The following is a 25,174-nucleotide window of genomic DNA, read 5'->3' as shown; positions in this document are numbered from 1 at the left end:
CTCGACCTCACTGTCATTACCTGGATACCCTGATCATGAAGCTGCTTGTACGCAATCTCGATCGCGCCACTACGGAGGCCGCCCTGCGTGAGCTGTTCGAACCCTTCGGCGCCATACAATCCTGTCGCCTGGTGCTCGACGCGGACACCGGGCTGTCGAAAGGCTTCGGATTTGTCGAAATGCCGAAGGTCGGGGATGCCAAGGCAGCCATACAGCGTCTGAATGGTTTCACGGTGGACGGACGAGCGATTCGCGTGAAGAAAGCGGAAGCGCCAACAGCAGAACCAGATGTAAAGGATGTTTAAGACGCTGCGGCGTCAACGGCGTCTTCGAGACACACAGGCGGAGAGTCTTCGTCTGCGACAGCAGATTCTGAGTGCTCAGCTGACTCTTGAAGCCATCAAGACCAGGCGATCTGGGGTCGGCAATGCCAAGCCGCACGATATCGTGGTCTCACTCACTACCTTCGACAAACGGATAGGCAATGTCTATTTGACCATCGAAAGCCTGATGCAGCAGTCGCTGAAGCCGGACCGTATCGTGCTGTGTGTATCCGAGGCCGATGTCACTGAGTCGAATCTCCCTGAGATTCTACACCTGCAGAAGAGTCGTGGGCTTGAAGTCCTGTTCTGCGAGCGTGACCTCGGCCCCTACAAGAAATTCTTTCATACCTTTCAGAAATATCCCGACAGCCTGATCATTACCGCAGACGACGATCTCATGTATCCCTTCGATTTCGTCGACATGCTGTATCGCGCCTGGCTGGCACGACCGGATGTCATTCATGCCCACAGAGCCCATCGCATGCTGTGCGACGCCACAGGTGGTGTGCTGCCTTATAAGTCCTGGGAGAAATCGACCGATCTGGCTGAGCCTTCGGCGCTGGTGTTTCCGACTGGAAACGGTGGCGTGCTTTATTTTCCTGGCGCTTTCGATGAGGAGGTGCTCAACGAACAACAGTTCATGGCGCTCTGCCCGGCCTCTGATGACATCTGGTTGAAGGCGATGAGCCTCAAGAACGGCACCTTATGCCAGCGAATTCAGGATCCGAGGGAGTTCGGTACACGCTTTGTCGTTATTCCCGAGTCGCAGACCCATGCGCTCAAGCGGTCGAACAAGTCCAAAGTTGATGGTAACGACGACAAACTCAAGGCCGTTCTTGACGCTTATGAGCTCTGGCCCCGGCTGACCCAGAGACCTTAGCGAATTCGAGGCGATCGCCCGATCGAGGCCGGCGGTTTCTTGCTGGTTGGAAAGAATGCCTCGCGATGCTTCAGGAGATATAGCCGTCTATGGACGCTGCGCTGCATCTTGATAAGGGTGCGATTGAGCTTCCCCCTCAACCGTGGCGTCACTGGCTCGAAATCAGGCTTGGGAATCGTTGTTGGCTTGGCCGTTTCCCAGATGATATGAGGCTCGACCACGAAACAGTGCAGCCCGGTTTCCCAATAGTGGTCATAGAGCTTGTCGATCGGCATGAAGATGCGACGACCGTAGCTGATCAGTTTCTCCATACCCTGCCGATTGATCAGCAGGCCCTGCCCCCCAAGCGTTCCCCTGAGTGGGCGTGTGAGCCAATAGGCCTGCTCACTGTTCTCGCTGCCAGCCAGCCCGCGCACCAGCTTTCGAGGCTGCCGCTTGAGCGCCATGAAACGGATGAATTCGAAGTCTACGGGCAGCTCGCGGAGCTCCGTGAGCACACTGTGAAAGGCAGGCTCGAGATGAACATCATCTTCGAAGAGACAAAGCTGTTCGATGCCCTCGTCATAGGCAGTTTTAATGGCCCTGAAATGTGAGAGGTAGGCGCCGACCTCGGCCGAACCGAGTGGGGTCATGCGGTAATGCATGGCGGCATCCTGATCCAGCCGCTCGTCTGGACGCAAATCCGGAAACCCACGCCGACCATCCACTGCAGAAAAGAACTCGGCTTCAATACCGGCCGCCTCGAGTTCGGCCCGCAGAATTTGCGCCCGTTCCATGGTGGGATCTAGCGTAATGATCTGGCAACTGAAGGTCTGCTGCCCTGGCCTGTCTGCTGTCACTTAAGCGTTCTCCTTGCCAAATCCGGCACCACCAGGGGTTTCAATTACAATCATGTCGCCAGCATCCACCGTCAGTTGCGCCCGACCGTCCAGCGGTACCGCACGCTCAGGCTCGGAAGCGGAATAGAGTGTGTTACGGCCGCAAGCCCCTGGAGCTCCACCGAGAGTGCCCTCCGGGGCTATCCGGCGCCGATTGCCAAGCAGGTTCACTTCCATGCGCTGCAGAAAGCGAATCGCACGGATGGCACCATCGCCACCTTGATGCTGACCGCCGCCACCAGACTCTGCGCGAATGCCGAAGCGCTCCAGCCGCACAGGATATCGGTGCTCGAGCACCTCAGGATCCGTTAGCCGCGAGTTCGTCATGTGGGTATGCACAGCAGACGCACCGTATCGTTGAAAGCTTGCGCCGTCACCTCCACAGAGCGTTTCGTAATACTGGAACTCAGCCGTGCCCCAGGTGAGATTGTTCATTGTCCCCTGCGCCGCCGCTTTGATGCCGAGTGCGGCGAACAAAGCGTCTACGATGACCTGTGACACCTCGACATTGCCTGCGACCACGGCGGCCCGATAGTCGGGATTTAACATTGAAGCCTTGGGCACAATGATCTGTAACGGTCTGAGACAGCCGTCATTCAGGGGGATCTGTTCCGTGACCAGGCAGCGGAACACGTACAGGACAGCCGCATGCACGACGGCCAACGGCGCATTGAAGTTGCTATCATGCTGAGGACTGCTGCCGGTAAAATCAATGCGCGCCGATCTTGCATCGACATCAATATCGATACTGACACAGACCCTGGTTCCATTATCGAGATGCTGAACGGATTCGCCACCTTTAAGCCGGCTGATAGCCGCTCTCACCGAAGCCTCCGCATTATTCTGGATGTGCGCCATGTAGGCAGCGCAGACCTGGAGACCGTACTGGCTGATCGTATCGAGCATCAGTCCGGCACCACGTTCGCAGGCCGCCAGCTGCGCCTGCAGATCGGCCAGCGTACATTCGATATTTCGCGCGGGCCACTCTCCGCGCTCGAATATTGATCGAATAGCTTCTGTCTGAAAGCTCCCGGCTCTGACGATAGGCAACAGGCTGAGCAGGACACCCTCTTCATCGATATGCCGCGAAAAGGCAGGCATGCTACCGGGCGTAATACCCCCTACATCGGCGTGATGACCACGCGCAGCCAGAAGGCAGATCAGCGTCTTGCCATCAGCAGCAAACAAGGGCTTGACCACGGTAATGTCTGGTAGATGCGTGCCCCCCTGGTATGGATCGTTCATGGCAAAGGCCGTGTCTGGCCGCAAGCTATTGTCGCCCTCCGGCCCAAGACTGTGCAGCAGATGTTTGACGCTATGACTCATGCTGCCAAGATGCACTGGCATATGCGGGGCATTGGCGACCAGCTCCCCCTGCGCATTGAAAACGGCGCAGGAGAAGTCCAGTCGCTCCTTGATATTGACCGACAGTGCCGTGTGCTGAAGGACGATGCCCATCTGCTCGGCCACGAACATGAAAATGTTATTGAATAGCTCCAGCCGTACAGGGTCTGCCGGGACGTCAGCGTCTGCCGATTCCGACCCAGAAGCTCGCGGCGGTCTGCTGTCTCTCGTGAGTTGTAGCAGCTCGTCATCAACGCATACTGCGGTCCAACCCGGCTCGACCACTATTGTGCTGGCAGGCTCGATAATCACTGCAGGCCCGACCACCCTCTGGCCGGCAGAAAGATTGGCTCGTTCATGGAAAGGCGTGTCGTGATACTGCCCGTTGAAGAACACCTGACGGCGATCGAGTGGTACAGGAGGCGGAACTGGCTTTGTCTTTATTTCTTCCTGGCTTGAAGCCATGGCGGTATCAGTCTGAGAGCAGGTTTCCACCTGAACGTTTTCGATAACGAGATCAGGCTGACTGGGTTCGAAACCAAACTGGGCACGGTAGCGCTGGCAGAATACCAGCCTCACTTCATCAAGGTCAGCCAAGGGGACCTCCAGCGTGGTATCGCTGCCCGCCAGGCGCAGTTGCAGCGCCACCTTGTGAACCAGCGCATTGTCTCTCGGCGAGGCTTCAAGCTGCGGCTTCAGCAAAGCTTCGTTGCGCAGCTGAGCCTCATCGGTTCGCGTGATCAAGGCTTCGAGTGCCTGTTTTGACAAGCGCTCGCCGACTGAAAAAGTAGAGATTTCCCGAAGTACCGCCAGCCCCATCCCGAGTGCGGACAATACACCGGCGTGGCGATGCAGCAGTATTTCACCGATGCCGAGTGTGTCAGCGATCCGGCAGGCATGCTGACCGCCTGCGCCACCAAAACTGAACAAGGCGTAGTCTGTGACATCATGACCTTTTTGCGTAGTGATGTGCGCAATCGCGTGAGCCATGTGTCCAATGGCTATCGCAAGAAAGCCTTCTGCGATCGACTCCACGCTCTGCCCTGTCGCTTCGCCTGCTGAAGAGCCACACATGCGACTCGCCATTGCCCGGAAGCCCGTCTTCACCTTGTCGACATCAATCGGCTGCTGACCATCAGCGCCAAATACGCTTGGAAAGATATCCGGCTGCAGACGCCCGAGCAGCACCTGACAATCCGTGATCGTCAGTGGTCCGTCTTTGCCATAGGCCGCGGGTCCTGGTGAAGCGCCAGCTGACTCCGGGCCCACAACGAAGCGACCGGATTCAAATTTCAGCACCGATCCTCCACCTGCGGCCACCGTATGCACTGCCAGCATGGGCGTTTGAAGCCGATAGCCTGCAACAGTGGTTTCAGTCTGGCGTTCGAGCTCACCCCGGTAGTGGCATACGTCTGTGGACGTCCCGCCCATGTCGAAGCCAATGAGCCGCTCATATCCTGCGCTTCGGCCCAGTTCTGTCATGGCAATCACACCACCGGCTGGGCCCGAGAGTACCGCATCCTTGCCACGAAAATCCCGCGCGCCGATCAGCCCGCCATTTGACTGCATGAAGGTGAGACGACCGGCCGCACGCAGGCGCTCAGGTAAACGCGCCGTCAGCTTCTGCATGTAGTTTTGCACGACTGGTGTCAGGCACGCGTCCAGGACAGTGGTGTCGCCACGGCTGACAATTCGCATGACTGCCCCGAGTTCACTGCTGACCGAAATATTGCTGAAGCCGGTAGCCGCTGCAAGTTCTGCAGCACGAGCTTCGTGGACAGCGTCGCGATAGCTGTGCATGAATACGATTGCGCAGCTCTCGATGCCAGTCTTTCTAGCTGCCTCCAGGTCCTCCGCCAGGCCAGCCTCATCCAGAGCCCGCACCACGGTGCCATCGGCGGCCAGGCGTTCGTCGGCTTCTATGACCTGGGAATACAGCATGGCGGGGCGTTCGATATCCAGCGTAAACAGCTGTGGCCGATTCTGATAGCCAATTTCGAGCAGGTCAGCAAAGCCCCTGGTCACGACCAGCACGGCCGGTGCGTACTGCTTCTCCAGCAGCGCATTCGTGGCGACCGTCGTACCCATTCTGATTTCACTGATGGCACGCTCCGGGATGGGCGCGTCAGCCGGCACATCAAGCAGCTGTCGTATACCGGTACTGACCGCATCCTCATACTGTCCGGGACTTTCAGACAGCAGCTTGTGTGTCAGAATATGACCATCGGGTCTGCGGGCCACAATATCCGTAAAGGTGCCGCCTCTGTCGATCCAGAACTGCCAGTCCTGTGCCAGCGCTGTTGAAGATGTTATCGCCACGCGCCTACCTCCGATCAGCTCAGCTTGACGAAGCTGGTAAGAATGACGATACGCGTTCCATTGACCCGACCTTCGATATGTTCGGGATTGTCGGTAAGCGAAATATTTCTTACGGCTGTGCCGCGTTTGGCGACGAAGCTGGTGCCCTTGACATCGAGATCCTTGGTGATGATGACGGTGTCCCCTGCAGACAGCACGTTGCCATTACAATCCTTGTGCACGACGATCGAATCTTCAGCAAGCGCTGAGCCCGCCTCAGCCCAGCCCCTCACCTCATCGTCCAAATACAGCAGGTCGAGAAGATCCTGGGCCCATGGCTCCGCATCGAGGCGCTTGAGCATTCGCCAGGAGACCACCTGTACCGGCGCCCTCGGGCTCCACATCGTGTCGCCCAGGAAACGCCAGTAATTTGGCTGGATCGTGTCAGGGTCGTCGATCTGCAAACGGCATGATGTACAGAGTGTCAGACGGCGATCGCTGCCCTCGGGCATGCCAGCCACTTCGAAGTCGGCTGTATCCGTTGACGCAGAGCACAGATCGCACTGAACAGGGGTAGTCATGAACGCAGATTCCTTGGGGTTGATTCAGGGCTCAGGTGCCCAGGACGAGCAGAACAATGCCTGATGCAATGACCACTATACCAAGCAACTCTCTGCTACTGGGGGTTTCCCTGAAAAGGAAATACCCGGTGGCGACACTGAAGATCAGTTCGACCTGGCCCAGCGCCTTGACATAGCCTGCATTCTCGAAGGTCACCGCAGTGATCCAGCCAATGCTGGCGATGCAACCAGCGATGCCGCTCCAGATGGCCACCCGCCAGCGCCGAAAGGCTTCCAGAAGGTCACGCCGGTTCATTACGAACAGCCAGGTGCCCATGAGCAGGGTTTGAAAGCTCAGAACGGACACCAGCACTGTACCGGCGGCTACGATCGGTGCGATGGTGACGCCCTCAGGTTGCAGGGAAGTCAGCTGCTGACTGGCCGCACGGTAGAGCACGGTGCAGATGGCAAATGCCAGACCTGAAGCCAGACCGATCATCGCCGGACGATGACTGAGGGCTGCCACGATAGTCTCCAGCGATAATGAGGACCGTGCTGTCGCCAGCATCATCACACCTGCTACCGTCACCATGATCAACACCAGCCCAAGCAGGTTCATCGTGTCGCCCAGCAGGAGAAACCCCACAACGGCAGCGAGAATGGGTTCAGTCTTGGAATAGGCTGTGCCAACCGCAAATTGCCCAAGGCTGAACACCTGGACCAGGAGTTTGGTCGCCAGAATCTGCGCGCAGCCCGCAGTGGCGATGGTGAGCCAGAACAGCGCCGGCATTGTCGACCACACCACACTGGCCTGACTGTCGAGGCTGAACCAGTACAGCCAGGCAAATGGCAGCGCGTACACAAAGCGCGTGAAGGTCACACCCCAGACGCCCATTCCGCCACTGAGTGCCTTCTGCACCGTAGAGCGAATATTCTGCGCAAAGGCAGCCATCAGTGTGAACAGAATCCAGTCTTCCACGAGCTGCCTATTCGGCCTTACCTCTTCTCATTGCCGGTCAATAGCCTGACCGCCGCCATCAGGCAGGAATATTCGCCTTGTTGTAAGCGAGCTCTGCTTCGATGGCATCCAGTGTGTCGCCAATCAGCGCCGCTGCAATCTTCTTGCCTACCAGCGGCACCGACACGTCGATATCCGCACTGACTTCATGCTCGCAACCCTTGCCGTCAGCGGTCGGCATGAGACTGATCTTACCCGAGGCCACTACAGGCGCTCCTTTCATGTCTATGCGCCAGTTACCCTGATAACCCTGGCCACTGGTCTCATAGGTATCTTTCTGCGAGACCTTGCTCATGGGGCTGATGAACTTCTTCGCGAAGGACGGTACTTCAACCGGCACTGAACGCTCATTGGACACGATGACCGTGCTGCCGGACTTTTCGACTGGCTTGAGATTCACATCTTCTGCACCAAGCGCCGCGTACTTAGTGCGCGTATAGTCTGCATCCGTGAAATACTGCATCGCAGTCTCAACACTGAAGGGGTAAACCGCTTTCCTCGACTGACTCATCATCCATTCCTTTTCGATTTTTCATTTTTCTGAGGTTATCTTCGCCGCCAGACCAAAGCTGTTGGTTGCGGCTGAACATAGTGCCGTTGCGACTGCGCTGGCGCAAGCACACCTGGCTGTCACCTATTCAGCTGAAGACGACAACGCTGGCAAGGTCGACACCGGCAGGCTATGGCTCTGGCTAGGCACAACTCTCTAACGATCTCTGAGGCGGCGATATAACTCACTGTACTGTTTCGTGACGATCGACCTGGCATAGTACCTGTCGTACTCCTCAGCCCCGGCTTCGACCAGGGTCTGACGGAGAGCCGGCTGCTCGAACAACTGTCTGAGATGGCTGGCCAGCGCATCAATATCATCGATATCACTCAACAATCCGGTTCGGCCATGTTCAATCAGTTCTGATGGGCCTTGCGATCGCGTGGCAGCAATGGGTACGCGGTTGAACCAGGCCTCACCGATGATGCTACCAAGCCCCTCGTGTCGGGACGGGCATACGAAGACATCTGCCGTTCGCATCAATGCATTGATGTCTCTTCGCCAACCGAGAAAGCGTACCCGATTAGTCAGATTGAGCTCTGCGGTCAGCGCTTCCAGCGACAGGCGCTCAGGCCCGTCGCCCGCCAACCAGAGCATGACTCCGGGCACGTCTTGCAGTGCCCTGATCAGGGTATCGAAACCCTTGTTCACATGCAGCCGGCCCACTGCCAGCAGAACCGGCTGGCCACCGTCCGCATCGAGGGACTGCCGATCCAGCGCCGGGACCAATGTCTCGTCGACGAAATTGGGAATATGAAAAACCCGTTCAGCCGGAAACCCGCCATCAATCATATGTTGGCAGATACCCTTGGCGATACCGATCCAGTAGTCGCAATGGCGATAGTATTTGAGATCATAATAATGCCCAAGCCGCGCCACCAGGGTGTAGTCCTGACCAGAATCTGGCGAGGCATTGGGGTCGAAGCCACTTCGGCTGTTTGGCGTCAGGCCTGAAGCGCGATTCATATAGGTAGCGACGATATCCGGGCGCCAGTCGATCAGCGCCTTTCGATATTGTCGATGCCCCAGCAGGTCCAGTTTGCCTCCGAGCCGATGCAGGCTCACGGGCACGCCAGCTGCAGCCAGTTGCGCTTCCCTATAATCGTTACTGCGAGTAAAGGCGCATTGATCCAGCTGGGCGTCGGTCTGCAGAGCACATACCAGGCGAGTGTAGAAATTTTCTGCGCCACCGATAGGCGCTCCAGCCAATACCTGAGCTACGCGCATCCGACCCTGCTGACCACTCACTGTCACTTCTCCTGCTCGCTTGCCGGCCTTTCACCGACGCCAGCGTAGCGCTGTGCTGGCTCCATCCAGCCGTGATAGCCCCATTCCCCGTTGGTACGCCTGATGTCGAGAAGCGCCTCTATGGCCTCGTTCAGCCGCTCGGCCTTACGGGCGGCTTTTGCACGAGCCAGCGTCCGGGACCACCAACCAAAAGGCAGTACATCGGCCCATCCCAGACCATCGATGACCACGAGTCGACAGATCACATCTGGCGCTGAAAGCTGCACCACGATGTTGTGCAATAGCAGATTTCTAGAAGGCAGACCGATACTTTCCCAGCTCTGCTGAAACGCAGCGATGCAGTTCTTGACCCGAGGGGTGTCGCCATGGATCCAGACATACTGTTTCAAGGTCATGCTGATAGCCCCATCGAAGTCGCGAATGAGATCGGTGACCAACCCTGGGCCGTGATTGGTAGCCACCATGCCGTAACAGCGTGGAATAAACTTCAGGGCTGAGGGCCCGTAGAGATCAGCGATACGCAGGAAGGTAGAGTACTCCTGCTGATTATCGTCGAAAGAGGAGCGTTTTCTCAGTCGCCCCTTCAGACCCTTCTCTTTCTGCTTGAGCTCGGGCAGCCGATCCTTGCGCAGCGTCTTCACACATTTCACGGGATCATCTGGATGAATGAAGCACAGCCTGTTGCCGCCCTGGGCAAAGGCATTGTCTTCAGGGCCTAGATCGAGTTTCGGCATCGGCGTCGGGCTATCGTTCATGTTGACCATGCCAGACGTAGTCGTGAGACAGCGGGCGCTGCATGGCGGCTTCCACAATGTAGCTGGCGTAGAGATTACTGTTGATATGCGCGTGGAAAAACTGTCGGGTCCGCGCTGCCCAGTCACGCCTTTTCGCGTCATCCCGATGAAACTCGATCAGCTTTTGCAGCAGTTCTTCCCGCGAATTGAAATACACCAGTGTTTCTTCAGGAAACAGTGACTGGAAATCGCCGCTGCCATGGGTGAAGGTGAGCAGCCCGTTGCCGGCCAGCTGCGCCATGCGTGCAGAGGAATACCAGTGCAGCCCCTCCTGGCGATTAAGGTTCAGCCCCATCTTGCTTTCAGCCAGCACTCGTTCGTAGTCCCGCCCCCACACACCAGGCTCACCGAAACTACCCGGCGTGAGAAAGCTGAAATCATCCGGTAGATGATCCAGCAGATATTTCACTACCGCTCCGCGCTGGGTATGCGCCGTTTCCTTACTGCAGAACACGAGATCGTTGACGAGTGCGCTCCTGCTGGAAGCATCGTAGACATCGATCGCTTCGTCGACCGGGTTGGGCATATGCCAGAGCCGCGCGCGATCTCCAGAAAACTGCTGCAATTCACGTTCACCGGTAGACACGAACATCGCATCTACCACCTTGCATCGGTGCCTGATCTTCTCGGCATTTACTGGCACGAACAACGGATCGTTATTACAACCTGCAATCACGAGACCTGGCCGCAATACCCTGGCCTGCTCAAGCGTTTCGTTGGTAATGATGTCGGCGTGGCCGATTATGATGAGGTCCGGCTCGAAGGCCTCAATCGTCTGCAGCAGACGCTTGTTGGCCTTCTTGTGGCCAAGGTCTCGTATTCCAAAAGGTGCTTCAAATGCTGCGACGTCACGCTCGCTGAAAGACTGCACCAGCCAGCCATTGCGGATCAGACCAAAATACAGTTTCTGAGCCCAGCTCACCCGCAGGTGCCCATACTTTCGAAGTTGTTGATGAGCAATATGGAGAATTCGCATGCAATGAGATCTATACGGCCGAATTGCCTCTAGGATGCCTCAGTAAAGCGGCAGGTGACAACCAGCTTGGCTGTGAGAACAGGCGTCTCGGCTATACTGTATAGTCAGCACGTCTCGTGGAGAGTTCGCAAAAACAATGATAACAGGTACAGAGACCAGCCGATTCCAGGGCGTCAAGCGGCGTTTGCAGAGCAACTACAAGCTGTCACTCATCATGGGCCTGAGCGTGTTTGCCTTCGTGGGTATCGGGCCGATCATTCTTTTCCGCCTTTTTTCGGGGAATATTTTCGTCGCCATCGTCGACCTCATCCTGATGCTGACAGTAACGGGGGCGGCAATTTACGCCTGGATGACGGACAACATAGAACCGCCTGCGGTGGTGTTGGCACTCATGGTCAGCGGCGGCCTCGTGGTGATGATACCGAGCCTCGGTGCGCCGGGGCTCTACTGGTACTTTGCGATGGTGGTGTTCAACTTCGGCATGCTGCGGGCCAAGTGGGCACTTTTGCTGAACGTCGTAGCCATGGGCATGGTACTGTTCCTGAGCGAGCTGTCGACTTATGATGAGACCATTCCTTTCGTCATGTCCGCTTTGGCAACGTTCGGCTTTACCTTCATCATCATATACAGAAGCGATATGCAGCGGAGCTGGCTCGAGCAGACTTCACTGACTGACTCGCTCACAGGCATTGGAAATCGGCGCGCGCTGGACCAGGAGCTTGAGCTGGTATTTGCCCATTATCAGCGCTTTGGCATACCTTTCGGTCTGCTTTTGCTCGACCTCGACCATTTCAAGCATGTCAACGATACCGCCGGTCATGATGCAGGGGATGCCGCGCTCAAGGACTTTACTGAATTGATGAGCGAGTCACTGCGCAAGGAAGATCGGCTGTTTCGATATGGCGGTGAGGAATTTGTACTCGTACTGGCCAATGTGCAACACGACAACATGCTTCATGTCGCCACCGTATTGTGCCGTCTTGTTGCTGATGAGCTGAAATCTCCCGCAGATAATGCGCCAATAACCGTGTCGATAGGCGCTTCCCTGCTGCGTCCGAACGATGACGCAGAGCGCTGGATTCAGCGGGCAGACAAGGCGCTCTATGCAGCCAAAGCCGGCGGACGCAATCAGGTCGTCATGTTCGAAGATATTGAGCAAGCCAATTCATAACAAAGACAGAGGGTCTGAATGTCTGATCTGTTCAGTATCAATAAAACAAGTTTCAATGGTGTCGCCGCCCTGCAAATCAGGCGGCGGGAGTGCACTGCGCTGGTGTCGCTGCTCGGTGGTCAGGTCATGTCGTTTCAGCCAACTGGCGAGCGGCCCGTGCTCTGGCACAATCCGGACCTGGTGTGGGCGCCTGGAGAGCCTCTTCGCCAAGGCATACCTGTCTGCTGGCCATGGTTCGGCGATCTTCGAAAGAACCCGCCGGCAGTTCAGGCGTCCATTGCCGGCCTGATCGGAGGGCAAGCCACTCAAGCCCATGGTATCGCCCGCTCGGCCAACTGGGTACTACAGAGCGCCGATGAGCACGACGAATTCACTGAGATCTGCCTGGTCCTGGAATCGGCGCCAGATGGCATTGCGTTGAGCGCTCGTTATCGCTTCGGCACCCAATTGAGTTGTGAACTCATCACCGAAAACACCGGCGGGACTGCCTTCACGCTCAGTATGGCCTTACACAGCTATTTCCCGGTGAGCGATATCGATGCAGTCAATATCGATGGTCTGGACAGCTGCCATTACGTGGATGCCCTGTCGAACTGGTCACAACATCAACAGGCGGGTTCGGTAGCGTTCTCCGAGGAGACTGACCGGCTCTACCAGGACACCCCGCCTGAACTGACACTGGTCGACAGAGGCTGGCGACGGCGCATCAGACTGAACGCCCCCGGTAGTCGATCGACCGTGGTGTGGAACCCGTGGATCGACAAGAGTCAGCGGCTGTCGCAATTCGGACCAGAAAGCTACCGAAGCATGGTGTGTATCGAAACTGCGCGGGTGCTCGACGATGTCTTTACCGTGGCGCCTGGCGAACAGTCGAGCCTGCAGCTGACCATCACGTCGACCTCATCTGACGATTCTTGATTCGCCTACCGCCATGGTGCCGAAGGTCTCCGCGTCTATACCTGCGGCAGCTCTTGCGTCCTTCAGGCGCTGCAGCGGCTCCATCGGCGGTTCTGCGGTCAGCGGAAAGGTGCCCCAGTGCATGCCAATGCTCTGCTGGGCTTTCAGATCCTGATGCATCAACACGGCCTCCTCGGGGTTGACGTGGTAGTACTTCATGAACCAGCGCGGTGAGTAGGCTCCGATAGGAATGAGCGCAAGCCTGATAGGCGGGCTACGCTCGGCGATCTCCTTGAATTGCTTGTCGTTATAGCCGGTGTCGCCGGCGAACCAGATGGTGTGGCCATCGAAATCGATCAGCCAGCTCGCCCACAGGCTTTCCATCTTGTCGAACAGCGATCGTGCAGACCAGTGCTGTGATGGCTGCGCCTGAATCGAGAGCTTGCCGAAATCAGTCTGCTCCCACCAATCCATTTCGCGAACCTTGTCGGCATCCACAACAGCATCGGTCATCCAGCTGCCGAGACCTAGCGGCACGAGAAAAACCGTGCTGTCGCTGGTGCGCTCTGCAAGCTGACTCACGGCCCGTTCGTCCAGATGGTCGTAATGGTTGTGACTGATGACTACGTAATCGATTTTTGGCAGCTCACTGTAGTCGATGACATGTGCTATGTAGCGTGCCGGCCCGGCGAAACTCAATGGCGACGCACGGTCACTGAACACTGGATCGGTCAGGATATTGATGCCGCCACGTTGAATGAGGAAGGTCGAGTGTCCCAGCCAGCTGATTCTGGTGTCATCATGACCCGCCTCCAGACGCTCAGGTGGCAGGGGCTGTACAGGCACCTGATCCGCAGTCTCCTCATGATCGGCCCACTTCGTTTCACCGAAAAGGCGCATTCTGAGAAAGGAGAAAAAGGTCTTGTCGGGATCCTCGATATGAAGGTTACGGAAGCCTTTGGCGGTGTGATGCGGAGGGAGGTCGTCTGGCTTCATTTCATCCGTTCCGGTACAGGCTGACACAAGTAGAACGCTGGCAAGGAGAAGCCAGATGGGCGAACGACGCCCGCTCTGGCCAGGCTCGTGGACTGAGGACTCACGACTGAATACCATATTGGCTTCCTGGTTGAATGACGGCCTGGACCAAGAAAGTCTATGGCTGTGGTCACTGACGATCTGCTAATTGTCTGGCGCCGCGTCAAGCATCCACGAGGTACTTTCGCAGGGCCTTCGGCTCGGCGTCAACCACGTTCTTGCTCACTTCCTTTTCGATGAGCTGCAGGGTTGGCGAGGCCAGCTTATCGCGGAGCGCACCGAGAAATCCGGGATCGGCAATGACATCGAGATGCTCGAACAGATGTGCCTTGCGCCCTTTTTCCAGTTTCTCGGCCACGTCGCCAGCGAAGTCGACAAGCAGCTTCTGATGCTCAGTGTGTACCGGCCGGACGGTTCGCTGACCATCCCCGGCGGACGCGAATGATTCTCCCAAAGTACCATTCGCGAGCTCCTGCTCATGCAATCTTGCATCCGGACAATCCAGTTCCTCGATGAGCTCCATCTCTGTCGCCTGTTTGTTGCGCTGATAGATCTTGGCTTTCTCGCGATTGGCAACAACTACCCATCTCGTGGTCTGCATACTGACTCCTTTGTTTTCGTCGCTTACTGTCGGTTATACGAGCGCGCTGTCCTTTTCAGTTCCTGATACGGTTTCGGACGACCCGAAGTCGTCAACCTCCTCCGGCCAGAAATGATCGACCTTGATCGCATCATCGGCTGCCGCCTGCGCCTCCCGGTAAAGGGCGGCCTCTTCAGATGTGAGCACCTTCTTGTCCAGAACCTGCTGTATCAGTTCGTCCAGACTGACCTCGGCATTGATCTCTCCTGACTTGATGGCCTTGCGGACTTTCTTTTCCTCGTCCTTGCTCTTGAGTTTGAGTAGAAAGGCATGCTCTACCCGACCGGTTGGATCATTGGGACGCTCATTTCTGTAGACCCCGTCTACCAGGCGGTTTCGCGTAGCCGACGGCTCTAGCATGAGGGCTACCACGCGATGTTCCAACTCGTCGTCCGGACGCTTCTGGGTACGACCAAACGGGAACACCATCTGGCGCACCGTCCAACCAATGAAGCGATTCGGAAAGTTGCCGGTAATCGCGTAGAAGGCTGTCTGGAAGCTGAACATGCAATGCGCCATGCCCCATTCCACAAGGGGCAGATCATCGACTGGGCGGCCATCGTCCTGATAGCGCTTGAGCAGTGTCGAGGCAAGATAGAGGTGGCTGAGGCAATCGCCGAGTCGCGCAGACAGTTTTTCTTTTCGTTTCAGCTCACCACCGAGCAGCAGCAGGCTGAAGTCGGCAATCAATGCAAAACCTGCCGCAAAACGGTTGATATCACGATAGAAACGATCAGTCGCTTCATAGCCTCTGGTCTCACTCAGCATTCCGCCAGTGAGCCCATGAACCAGCGCTCTGGCCACCAGCTGCACGTTGCGATTCATATGGGCAAAAAAAGCCTCGTCGAAGCCCTCGACATTGCCTGCCGTCGCCGTTTCCATTTCCTCGAACAGATATGGATGACAGCGAATGGCACCCTGCCCGAAGATCATCAGACTTCTGGTGAGAATATTGGCGCCCTCCACCGTGATGCTGATCGGAATCGTCTTGTACACGCTGGCGATATAATTCCGGGGCCCCTTGATGACCGCCCGACCGGCATGAACATCCATGGTGTGGCCCATTACACTGCGCATCATTTCGGTATTGTGATACTTCAGGATAGCCGACAGCACCGCTGGCTTCTCGCCCAGATCGACATAGTTGGAGGTGGTCTTGCGGGCGCTGTCCATCAGGTAGGTCAGGCCGGCGATTGGCGCCATGGCTTCCTCCACGCCTTCGAAATACCCCACGGGCACACCGAACTGCTCACGCACCCTGGCATAAGCGCCAGTCGTCAGGCTGGCCAGCTTGCCCGCGCCAGTGGCCAACGAGGGTAACGAGATCGCCCGGCCGACAGACAAGGCGTTCATCAGCATCATCCAGCCCTTGCCGATGTAGTCTTCGCCGCCAATGACATAAGACAGCGGAATGAAGACATCCTCCCCCCACAGCGGTCCGTTCATGAAGGCTGCGCCTATCGGCATATGACGGGCGCCTACCTTGACCCCTTCGGTAGACCGCGGAATCAGAGCACAGGTGACTCCCAGGGCGCCATCAGTCGACACATAATCTACCCCGCTTGCGGCGTAGTCGTCGTCAGCTCCGGGCGGTACGACCTCGTCGGCGTGGCAATGTCTGCGAATTTCAGGATCGAGCAGGTTATCAGGATCGTAGGCCTTGAAGGCCAGACCGATCACCGTCGCGACAGGCGACAAGGTAATATAGCGCTTGGTCCAGCGAAGCCTGAAGCCAAGCACCTCCTCTCCGTTGTGCATGCCCTTGCAGACGATACCCTTGTCGGGGATCGCGCCTGCGTCGGAACCGGCCTTGGGGCCCGTCAACGCGAAACAGGGCACTTCTTCGCCCGTCGCCAGGCGTGGCAGATAATGGTCCTGCTGATCCTTGGTACCATAATGCATCAACAGTTCAGCTGGCCCGAGAGAATTGGGCACCATGACCGTAACCCCGGCCGTAACGCTTCGGGTCGCAATTTTCATGACGACCTGAGAGTGCGCGAAGGCACTGAATCCAAGGCCACCGTAGCGCTTCGGAATGATCATGCCGAAGAACTTGTTTTCCTTTATGAAAGCCCATGTCTCTGGCGTGAGATCGTGGAGATTCTGTGTAATCTCCCAGTCGTCCAGCATCTCGCAGAGCTGCTCGACCGGTCCATCCAGAAAGGCCTGCTCGGCAGCGGTCAGCTTGGGAGCGGGCAGATCCATGAGCCGTTTCCACTGCGGCACGCCGCTGAACAATTCACCGTCCCAGCAAACCGTGCCAGCTTCGAGAGCCTCACGCTCAGTCTGCGAAAGTGGCGGCAGAACCCGTTTCACGGCGTGCATTATCGGCGTGGTCAGCAGCTTCTTGCGTAAGGGCGGGAGCAATGCGAGCAGATCCAGAGCGATGACCGGAATCCACATCAGAATAAGCAGTACAGGGTGGAGCGCCCCGGTCACAGTCAGGAGGGCCATGATTGCTGTGAGATAGAGAGCCCAGCCTTTACCGCCGATACCGTAATAGGCGAGTATCAGCGTCAAGAATAAGAAACCGACGATCAGTAGCAGCGCAGTCACAGAAATCTCCACAGAAGTATTTGGGTGGGGTGAGGAAGAGTCAGGGTGGTTACGCTCGACGCTCGACCTGTGGATGAGCCGGTGATCGTATACAGTGAGTGGAGAGCAAATGAACCCCGACTACGACGTGTTTGTGATTGGTGGCGGCATCAATGGCTGCGGTATCGCCAGGGATGCAGCCGGCCGAGGCTATGTGGTAGGCCTGTGTGAAATGAATGATCTCGCAAGCGGTACCTCGTCCTGGTCTACGAAGCTTATCCACGGTGGCCTGCGGTACCTGGAATTTTTCGAGTTCCGCCTGGTTCGCGAGGCACTGAAGGAACGCGAGCTGCTCTGGCGCTCCGCACCCCACATCATCTGGCCGCTGCGCTTCGTTCTCCCCCACCATGAAGGTCTGCGACCGGCTTGGCTGCTCCGGGTCGGGCTATTTCTTTATGATCATATCGGTGGTCGAGAAGCGCTGCCAGCGACGCGCAGCCTGCTACTCGATTCCAACGAAGTCGGCAAACCCCTCAAAAAACAATTCCAGCGTGCCTTCGAGTACTCTGACTGCTGGGTCAACGATGCCAGGCTGGTGGTACTGAATGCGCGAGACGCGGCTGAACGCGGCGCAAGAATTATGACTCGCACGCGGTGTATTGGTCTGGAACAGAAGGACTCACTGTGGCACATTCGGCTTCAGGAAAAAGATCAGTCCGAGCCCCGGACGGTGACCGCCAGAATGATAGTGAATGCTGCTGGCCCCTGGGTAGACCGTGTACTCAATGTGCAGACGCCCGGTCGTCGACAACAGGTCCGTCTGGTTCAGGGCAGCCACATCGTGGTGAAGAAACTTTTCGAGCACGACAGGGCTTATATTTTCCAGAACTCCGACGATCGAATTATTTTCGCCATTCCATACGAGAACGAATTTACCCTGATCGGTACCACGGACAAGGATTACCAGGGGGATCTCGGCGAGGTGAAGATCAGTCAGGAGGAGATCGACTACCTGTGCAGTGCCGCCTCGGAGTATTTTCGCGAGCCAGTGACCCAGGATCAGATTGTATGGACCTACTCAGGTGTCCGCCCACTTTTCGATGACGGCGCCTCGAAAGCGCAGGAAGCCACTCGAGACTACGTTATTAGACTTGCCCCGTTAAAATCTGATACAAATGGAAAGAATACGAACAAAAAAGAAAAAATAAAGACAAAAGATGCTCGACTTCTGAACATTTTTGGTGGGAAACTGACCACGTATCGACGTCTTGCCGAGGAAGCTCTGGAAGATATCGAAAAAGTGCTCGGAGCCAAGGGCCCGTCTTGGACACACGACGCCGTGTTGCCAGGTGGGGATTTTCCCGCCACGGGATATGAGGAACAGGTCAGGCTTACCCAGCGTCGCTACCCGTTCCTCGTCGAGTCATTGTGCCGCCGTCTCGTTCGGGCCTATGGCACGAGAGTGTCGACGGTGTTGGGCGACGCCGTGTGTATTGAGGATCTGGGGCAGCAATTTGGCGGTGACGCTGGTGCGGGCAGCATTTTGACTGCCGCAGAGGTGGTTTACCTCATGAGACACGAATGGGCACGCGTTGCCGATGACGTGCTTTGGCGACGCAGCAAGTTGGGGCTTTCGTTGACAGGTGATCAATCTGACGAGCTTGAACGCTTCATGAGCGAACAGGCCGTCCGATAGCAATGGTTCTGAACCATTGGCAATAACAATAAAATGGATGGCAGCGCAGGCTGCCGTCTTGCGGAGAAGCTTATGCTCGAACTGCACTCGGTGTGCAAGACCGTTGACCGCGTAGATCATATTCGTGATGTCAGCATGTCGCTGGAACGCGGTACGCTCAACGTGCTACTCGGACCAACGCTCGCTGGCAAGACCAGTCTGATGCGTCTGATGGCCGGCCTCGATAGACCCTCCTCTGGTGACATCATGATGGATGGCAAATCAGTCATTGGTGTTCCGGTCCAGAAGCGCAAGGTCGCTATGGTCTACCAGCAATTCATCAACTATCCCAGCCTTAGCGTGTACGACAACATCGCCTCACCCTTGCGCATTGCTGGCATGGATGCGAGTGAAATCAACAAGCGCGTGGAACAGGCCGCAGAGCTTCTTCAGCTCAAATCAATGCTCAAACGCAAGCCGGAAGAACTGTCCGGAGGACAGCAGCAACGCACAGCCCTCGCCCGCGCTCTGGTGAAGGATGCGGACCTCGTCCTCCTCGACGAACCACTGGCAAACCTGGATTTCAAGCTTCGTGAAGAGCTGAGGGTCGAACTGCCTCGCATGTTTGCAGCTTCCGGTGCCGTGTTCGTCTACGCCACTACGGAGCCGATGGAGGCGCTGCTGCTTGGCGGCAATACCGCCACACTCAGCAAGGGACGACTGACACAGTTCGGCCCGACCCTCAATGTGTACCACCGCCCGGCAGATCTCATCACCGCACAGACCTTTTCGGAACCGCCGCTCAACGTGCTCGATGCCGTCATCAAAGGATCGACAGTCAGCGTCGGAGACAATGAGGCCATACTGACGAAGCTCGCCGAACGAACGATCACTGGGGGCCTGCAGGATGGCAATTATCGTCTTGGCATTCGACCGCACCATGCCACTTTCGAAACCCCCGGCCAGACTGCAGAGCAGGCTATTCTGAGACTGCCGGTGGTTATTAAAACGTTCGAAATAACCGGCTCTGAAAGCTTCGTTCACTGCGATTACCGTGGTCAGCATCTGGTAGCCCTGCTGCACGGCATCGTTCATCTCGTCCCCGGCGCGGAAATGGTATTGCGTATTCCTACCGGCAAGTTGCTGATTTTCAGCCTGGATGGCGCTCTTGTCGCTGCGGGCGTCGAGACCCGGCAGGCTGGTTCGACACCTCTCGACCCTCCAGATGCCGCTCTGCACGCGCGCGGGACAGCAGACCGCCAGTCCTCCATCCAGCCTAGTAGTCCGGACTAATCCAATGGCCAGCATCACGCTCAAGAACCTCGCTCATAGCTATCATCCCGACCCGAAAGGTCCGCAGGATTTCGCACTGAAATCGATCGACCATGTCTGGGAGGATGGTGGCGCCTACGCCCTGCTCGGCCCATCCGGCTGTGGCAAGACCACATTGCTCAACATCATATCCGGCCTGCTGGTGCCTTCGCGCGGTCAGATACTGTTCAACGACAAGGATGTGACGAGACTGGCGCCGGAGCAGCGCGACATCGCTCAGGTGTTCCAGTTCCCGGTCATCTACGACACCATGACGGTTCGCGAAAACCTGGCCTTTCCGCTCGTCAATAGGGGTCTGGCCAAAAATGAGATCGCAACGCGGGTTCATAAGATGCTCGATATCCTCGAGCTTCAAGGTAAGGCCGATCGCAAGGCACGAAACCTGACTGCCGATGACAAACAGAAAATTTCGCTGGGGCGAGGCCTGGTGAGATACGACGTCAACGCCATTCTGTTCGATGAGCCGTTGACGGTGATCGATCCGCATCTCAAGTGGCAGCTCAGAAGCAAGCTGCGCGAGCTGCATACCCAGTTCGGTCACACCATGATCTATGTGACCCACGATCAGACCGAAGCGCTCACCTTCGCCAACAAGGTCGTCGTCATGTATGAAGGCGAAGTCGTTCAGATCGGCACGCCTGAAGAGCTGTTCGAGAAGCCAGCGCATACCTTCGTCGGCTATTTCATCGGGTCACCCGGCATGAACATTCTGCCCACGGTCATCGAAGGCAATCGTGCAAGGCTCGGTCAGCACGAGACGATGCTCACGCAGTCCTACCCGGCTCTGACCGGCAAGGTAGAGCTCGGTATCCGGCCCGAATACATTCGTGTGGTCGAGCGGGGGCAGGGCCTGCCCGTCCAGATTCGCGAAGTCGAAGACATTGGACGCTTCAGAATCGTGAGAGCAACGCTGCAGGGGGACGACAGCGGCGCCATCATCAATAGCCTCGTTCCAGAGGACCAGTCACTTCCGGCTGACGCCGACCTGCTGTTCAACGCAGAGAAGGTTGGTGTCTATCTGAACAATCATATTGTCAGTGCGCAGGGCAGCTAATATGCAGCAAACCTACAATAACAAAGCATGGTTTCTCGTTATTCCGGTAGTCATCCTCGTCGCGCTGAGCGCAGTGATTCCGCTGATGACGGTCGTGAATTATTCTGTTCAGGATACCTTCGGTGGCAACCAGTTCTTCTGGGCTGGCACCGAGTGGTTCAGTGATGTTTTACAATCCGAACGCTTTCACAATGCGCTCTTGCGCAATCTCGGGTTTTCCTTCCTGATACTCGCCATAGAAGTACCGCTAGGTATCATGATAGCGCTCTGTATGCCGAAGAAAGGTATCGGTGTACCGATCTGTCTCGTGCTCATGGCCCTGCCCCTGCTCATTCCATGGAACGTCGTTGGTACTATCTGGCAGGTGTTCGGTCGGGCCGACATTGGCCTGCTGGGCTACTCCCTCGCCAGCCTGGGCGTCGACTACAACTACGCCACCAACGCGCTCGACGCCTGGATCACGATCGTGGTCATGGATGTCTGGCACTGGACCAGTCTGGTCGTACTGTTGTGCTACGCAGGCCTGTCATCAATTCCGGACGCCTACTATCAGGCTGCGCGCATTGATGGCGCTTCACGCTGGAAGGTTTTTCGCTACATACAACTACCGAAAATGAACCGCGTGTTATTGATCGCCGTGCTGCTGCGCTTCATGGATTCCTTCATGATCTACACCGAGCCCTTCGTACTGACGGGCGGCGGGCCAGGAAACTCCACCACCTTCCTCTCCATTGATCTGGTGAAGATGGCTATCGGCCAGTTTGACCTTGGCCCGGCTGCAGCGATGTCACTGGTGTACTTCCTCATTATCCTGCTGCTGTCATGGGTGTTCTACACCGTCATGACCAATTACGACGCTGAAAAGCCACTCAAGGGGGATGAGTCATGAAGAAGGTATCGCTGCGCTGGCTGGTGCCGACGCTCTACATTATCTTCCTGCTACTGCCGATCTACTGGCTCATCAATATGAGCTTCAAGACCAACCAGGAAATTCTGTACAGTTTTACGCTATTTCCGGCTGAGCCGACATTGGCGAACTACAAGCACATCCTGACTGACCCGTCATGGTACATGGGCTATGTCAACTCGATCATCTACGTGGTGCTGAATACGATACTTGCGGTGGCTGTTGCCCTGCCTGCAGCATATGCGTTCTCGCGGTATCGCTTCCTTGGCGACAAGCATCTGTTCTTCTGGCTGCTGACTAATCGCATGGCACCGCCGGCAGTATTCGCCCTGCCGTTCTTTCAGCTGTATTCAGCCTTCGGCCTCATCGACACGCACATCGCAGTTGCACTCGCTCACTGCCTGTTCAACGTTCCGCTGGCGGTCTGGATACTGGAAGGCTTCATGTCGGGCATTCCCAAGGAGATCGATGAAACCGCCTATATCGATGGATATTCGTTTCCACGCTTCTTCGTAAAGATATTCACGCCACTCATCGGCTCTGGCATCGGTGTAGCGGCCTTCTTCTGCTTCATGTTTTCCTGGGTTGAACTGCTGCTGGCCCGTACCCTCACCGTAACCGAGGCCAAGCCGATAGCAGCTGTGATGACCCGAACCGTAAGTGCCTCAGGACTCGACTGGGGCGTGCTTGCAGCAGCCGGTGCGCTGACCATCATTCCTGGCGCGCTTGTCATCTACTTTGTTCGCAACTACATAGCGAAGGGGTTTGCACTTGGACGAGTTTGACCTCTCATGGATGGCGTGGACCCAGCCCACGGCCACATTTTTTGGTGTTATTCTCCTGCTCATCATTGCCATGAGCGTGTGGGAGTATTTCAGTCCAGGCGGTAATCCGCGAGTCGGTATTCTCCGCTTTGAAACCACGAGGGGGGACAGGCTGTTCCTCTCACTGCTGGCCAGTGCCTTCGTGCATCTTGGCTGGCTGGCGACGACGACCGCTGATCTCTGGTGGGCGACAGGACTTTCTGGCATCGTAGCCGTGCTGATATTCGTTTATGTGTAGAACTGAAAGAGTCAAACCCGGGATGTCACAGGCGTCCCGTTCCTGAGGAAGTCAGAGGTATAACAACAATGATAGAACGACATGCACAACAACCCCAAGGACGCCCGGAGAAGGGCATATTGAAACGCGCACTGCTCCCTGCGGCCATCTGCATGGCATTATCCACGCCATCGATCGCCGATATGAAGGCCGCCGAGAATTTCCTCAACAAGGAAATCGGTGAGCTGTCTTCGCTCAGCAAGGAAGAACAGAAGAAGGAAATGCAGTGGTTTATCGAGGCCGCCAAGCCATTCAAGGGCATGGACATCAAGGTCGTTTCTGAAACCATCGCTACACACGAATATGAATCCAAAGTGCTCGCTGATGCCTTTACAAAAATTACGGGCATCAATATCACTCACGACCTCATCGGTGAAGGCGATGTCGTTGAGAAGCTGCAGACCCAGATGCAGTCTGGTGAAAATATTTACGATGCCTACGTCAACGACTCGGATCTGATAGGCACCCACTGGCGCTACCAGCAGGTTCGAAATCTGACTGACTGGATGAAGGGCGAAGGTAAGGACGTCACTTCGCCAACGCTGGACATTGAAGATTTTGTGGGCATTTCGTTCACTACGGCTCCAGATGACAAGATCTATCAACTTCCCACCCAGCAATTCGCGAACCTGTACTGGTTCAGGTATGACTGGTTCAACGACGAGAAGAACAAGGCCGACTTCAAGAAGAAGTATGGTTACGAGCTTGGCGTACCGGTTAACTGGTCAGCCTATGAAGATATCGCCGAATTTTTTACAGGTCGGGAGATCGACGGGCAGAAAGTCTATGGCCACATGGATTACGGCAAGAAGGACCCCTCACTGGGATGGCGCTTTACTGACGCCTGGTTGTCCATGGCAGGTGCTGGCGACAAGGGCATCCCCAACGGCATCCCCGTCGACGAATGGGGGATTCGAGTCAACGACAAGAGCCAACCGACCGGCTCCTGCATGGCCAGAGGTGGCGCGACCAACTCGCCCGCCGCAGTCTACTCTATCGCGAAATACATCGACTGGCTGAACAAGTATGCGCCACCCGAAGCCGCTGGCATGGTGTTTGGTGAAGCCGGTCCAGTACCTGCGCAGGGTAATGTCGCCCAGCAGATCTTCTGGTATACCGCTTTCACCGCCGACATGGTCAAGGATGGTATTCCTGTAGTGAACGAGGACGGCTCGCCAAAATGGCGTATGGCCCCCTCACCCCGCGGCGCATACTGGCAGGAAGGCATGAAGCTTGGCTATCAGGATGCCGGCTCATGGACCCTGATGAAGTCAACTCCGATCGAGCGTGCCAAGGCAGCCTGGCTCTACGCGCAGTTCGTGACGTCCAAGACCGTCGACGTTAAGAAGTCACACGTAGGCCTGACCTTCGTTCGAGAGTCGACCATTCAGGATGAGAGCTTTACCGAGCGCGCCCCGAAACTCGGCGGCCTGGTCGAGTTCTATCGCTCACCTGCCCGTGTCCAGTGGTCTCCAACTGGCACGAACGTACCTGACTATCCCAAGCTGGCTCAGCTCTGGTGGCAGAATATCGGTGATGCTTCGTCAGGTGCAAAGACGCCTCAGGAAGCCATGGACGCGCTGTGCGAAGCTCAGGAAAAGGTCCTGTCACGTCTGGAGCGTGCCGGTGTCCAGGGTGAACTTGGTCCAAAACTGAACGAAGAGAAGAGTGCGGATCATTGGCTGAAGCAGGATGGTGCACCCAAGCCCAAGCTCGATAATGAAAAACCCAAGCCTGTCACGGTCAATTATGACGAACTGGTGAAAAGCTGGACCGAGTAGATCAGTCGCCCTGAGGGCCTGATTTCACACTGAGCTTTTCTCAACGATAGCGCTCCTTCCTGGAGCGCTTTTTTTTGCCTGGACATCGACCCCTAACACCCTCTAGCAATAGCCTGATCAAAAAACCGCCAGACACTACCCCGAACAGTGCACCTGAAAAATAACGCACTACTACGG

The 25,174-nt window shown here is 56.5% G+C and carries 22 protein-coding genes; 11 read left to right on the top strand and 11 right to left on the bottom strand.

Annotated elements, in window-relative coordinates; all coding sequences use genetic code 11:
* Positions 1 to 35: 35 nt before the first annotated feature.
* Entirely contained in the window at positions 36 to 305 is a 270-nt protein-coding gene (locus ABD735_RS13395) for an RNA recognition motif domain-containing protein (protein WP_344807228.1), read from the top strand.
* Positions 298 to 1,203 (top strand): hypothetical protein, encoded by a 906-nt coding sequence (locus tag ABD735_RS13390; protein ID WP_344807226.1) that lies wholly within the window; start codon positions 298 to 300, stop codon positions 1,201 to 1,203. The genes ABD735_RS13395 and ABD735_RS13390 overlap by 8 nt, the downstream gene beginning before the upstream one ends.
* Here ABD735_RS13390 and ABD735_RS13385 read toward each other — a convergent pair.
* From ABD735_RS13385 to ABD735_RS13350, 8 genes are all read right to left on the bottom strand, one after another.
* The gene (locus ABD735_RS13385; RefSeq protein ID WP_344807224.1) at positions 1,200 to 2,042 is read right to left on the bottom strand and encodes a glycosyltransferase family 25 protein; all 843 of its coding nucleotides are present in this window, start codon (positions 2,040 to 2,042) and stop codon (positions 1,200 to 1,202) included. The two genes, ABD735_RS13390 and ABD735_RS13385, sit on opposite strands and share 4 nt — an antisense overlap.
* Positions 2,043 to 5,744, bottom strand: coding sequence for a hydantoinase B/oxoprolinase family protein (locus ABD735_RS13380; protein WP_344807222.1), 3,702 nt, complete (start codon positions 5,742 to 5,744; stop codon positions 2,043 to 2,045). It lies immediately after the preceding gene.
* A gap of 14 nt (positions 5,745 to 5,758) precedes the next feature.
* Positions 5,759 to 6,304, bottom strand: a complete 546-nt coding sequence (locus ABD735_RS13375) for an alkylphosphonate utilization protein (protein WP_344807220.1) — start codon at positions 6,302 to 6,304, stop codon at positions 5,759 to 5,761.
* A gap of 31 nt (positions 6,305 to 6,335) precedes the next feature.
* Positions 6,336 to 7,262: an EamA family transporter gene (locus ABD735_RS13370; RefSeq protein ID WP_344807218.1), complete on the bottom strand. Its 927-nt coding sequence runs from the start codon at positions 7,260 to 7,262 to the stop codon at positions 6,336 to 6,338.
* 58 nt (positions 7,263 to 7,320) lie between these two features.
* Positions 7,321 to 7,812, bottom strand: coding sequence for a DUF2505 domain-containing protein (locus tag ABD735_RS13365; RefSeq protein ID WP_344807216.1), 492 nt, complete (start codon positions 7,810 to 7,812; stop codon positions 7,321 to 7,323).
* Positions 7,813 to 8,007: 195 nt separating this feature from the next.
* Positions 8,008 to 9,099, bottom strand: coding sequence for a glycosyltransferase (locus ABD735_RS13360; RefSeq protein ID WP_344807214.1), 1,092 nt, complete (start codon positions 9,097 to 9,099; stop codon positions 8,008 to 8,010).
* A gap of 2 nt (positions 9,100 to 9,101) precedes the next feature.
* The gene (locus ABD735_RS13355) at positions 9,102 to 9,854 is read right to left on the bottom strand and encodes a YrbL family protein (RefSeq protein ID WP_344807212.1); all 753 of its coding nucleotides are present in this window, start codon (positions 9,852 to 9,854) and stop codon (positions 9,102 to 9,104) included.
* Positions 9,844 to 10,869: a glycosyltransferase family protein gene (locus ABD735_RS13350; protein WP_344807210.1), complete on the bottom strand. Its 1,026-nt coding sequence runs from the start codon at positions 10,867 to 10,869 to the stop codon at positions 9,844 to 9,846. The genes ABD735_RS13355 and ABD735_RS13350 overlap by 11 nt, the downstream gene beginning before the upstream one ends.
* Before the next feature lie 136 nt (positions 10,870 to 11,005).
* Between ABD735_RS13350 and ABD735_RS13345 the strand changes: the two genes are divergently transcribed.
* Complete coding sequence (locus ABD735_RS13345) at positions 11,006 to 12,040, top strand: GGDEF domain-containing protein (protein WP_344807208.1); 1,035 nt, start codon at positions 11,006 to 11,008, stop codon at positions 12,038 to 12,040.
* 18 nt (positions 12,041 to 12,058) lie between these two features.
* Positions 12,059 to 12,958 carry a D-hexose-6-phosphate mutarotase gene (locus ABD735_RS13340; RefSeq protein WP_344807206.1) on the top strand — a complete coding sequence of 300 codons (900 nt, stop codon included), beginning with the start codon at positions 12,059 to 12,061 and terminating at the stop codon, positions 12,956 to 12,958.
* Here ABD735_RS13340 and ABD735_RS13335 read toward each other — a convergent pair.
* The 3 genes from ABD735_RS13335 to ABD735_RS13325 form a co-directional block, all read right to left on the bottom strand.
* Positions 12,941 to 14,050 carry an MBL fold metallo-hydrolase gene (locus ABD735_RS13335; protein WP_344807204.1) on the bottom strand — a complete coding sequence of 370 codons (1,110 nt, stop codon included), beginning with the start codon at positions 14,048 to 14,050 and terminating at the stop codon, positions 12,941 to 12,943. The two genes, ABD735_RS13340 and ABD735_RS13335, sit on opposite strands and share 18 nt — an antisense overlap.
* A gap of 85 nt (positions 14,051 to 14,135) precedes the next feature.
* The gene (locus ABD735_RS13330) at positions 14,136 to 14,573 is read right to left on the bottom strand and encodes a host attachment protein (RefSeq protein WP_344807202.1); all 438 of its coding nucleotides are present in this window, start codon (positions 14,571 to 14,573) and stop codon (positions 14,136 to 14,138) included.
* 33 nt (positions 14,574 to 14,606) lie between these two features.
* The gene (locus tag ABD735_RS13325) at positions 14,607 to 17,168 is read right to left on the bottom strand and encodes an acyl-CoA dehydrogenase (protein WP_344807200.1); all 2,562 of its coding nucleotides are present in this window, start codon (positions 17,166 to 17,168) and stop codon (positions 14,607 to 14,609) included.
* A gap of 109 nt (positions 17,169 to 17,277) precedes the next feature.
* Between ABD735_RS13325 and glpD the strand changes: the two genes are divergently transcribed.
* From glpD to ABD735_RS13290, 7 genes are all read left to right on the top strand, one after another.
* Positions 17,278 to 18,843: a glycerol-3-phosphate dehydrogenase gene (glpD, locus tag ABD735_RS13320; RefSeq protein ID WP_344807198.1), complete on the top strand. Its 1,566-nt coding sequence runs from the start codon at positions 17,278 to 17,280 to the stop codon at positions 18,841 to 18,843.
* Between the two features lie 72 nt (positions 18,844 to 18,915).
* Positions 18,916 to 20,115, top strand: a complete 1,200-nt coding sequence (locus ABD735_RS13315) for an ABC transporter ATP-binding protein (protein WP_344807196.1) — start codon at positions 18,916 to 18,918, stop codon at positions 20,113 to 20,115.
* Positions 20,116 to 20,119: 4 nt separating this feature from the next.
* The gene (locus ABD735_RS13310) at positions 20,120 to 21,208 is read left to right on the top strand and encodes an ABC transporter ATP-binding protein (RefSeq protein WP_344807194.1); all 1,089 of its coding nucleotides are present in this window, start codon (positions 20,120 to 20,122) and stop codon (positions 21,206 to 21,208) included.
* A 1-nt stretch (position 21,209) separates the two neighbouring features.
* The gene (locus tag ABD735_RS13305; protein WP_344807192.1) at positions 21,210 to 22,097 is read left to right on the top strand and encodes a carbohydrate ABC transporter permease; all 888 of its coding nucleotides are present in this window, start codon (positions 21,210 to 21,212) and stop codon (positions 22,095 to 22,097) included.
* Complete coding sequence (locus ABD735_RS13300) at positions 22,094 to 22,900, top strand: carbohydrate ABC transporter permease (protein WP_344807190.1); 807 nt, start codon at positions 22,094 to 22,096, stop codon at positions 22,898 to 22,900. The genes ABD735_RS13305 and ABD735_RS13300 overlap by 4 nt, the downstream gene beginning before the upstream one ends.
* Entirely contained in the window at positions 22,887 to 23,177 is a 291-nt protein-coding gene (locus ABD735_RS13295) for a DUF2160 domain-containing protein (RefSeq protein WP_344807188.1), read from the top strand. The genes ABD735_RS13300 and ABD735_RS13295 overlap by 14 nt, the downstream gene beginning before the upstream one ends.
* A gap of 68 nt (positions 23,178 to 23,245) precedes the next feature.
* Positions 23,246 to 24,997, top strand: a complete 1,752-nt coding sequence (locus tag ABD735_RS13290) for an ABC transporter substrate-binding protein (protein WP_425548610.1) — start codon at positions 23,246 to 23,248, stop codon at positions 24,995 to 24,997.
* The last annotated feature ends 177 nt before the right edge of the window (positions 24,998 to 25,174 follow it).

It is taken from the genome of Allohahella marinimesophila, assembly GCF_039538005.1.
GTDB classification, from domain to species: Bacteria; Pseudomonadota; Gammaproteobacteria; order Pseudomonadales; family Oleiphilaceae; genus Allohahella; species Allohahella marinimesophila.
Note: the sequence above shows the minus strand (reverse complement) of the source record. Positions and strands in the feature narration are given on the sequence as shown.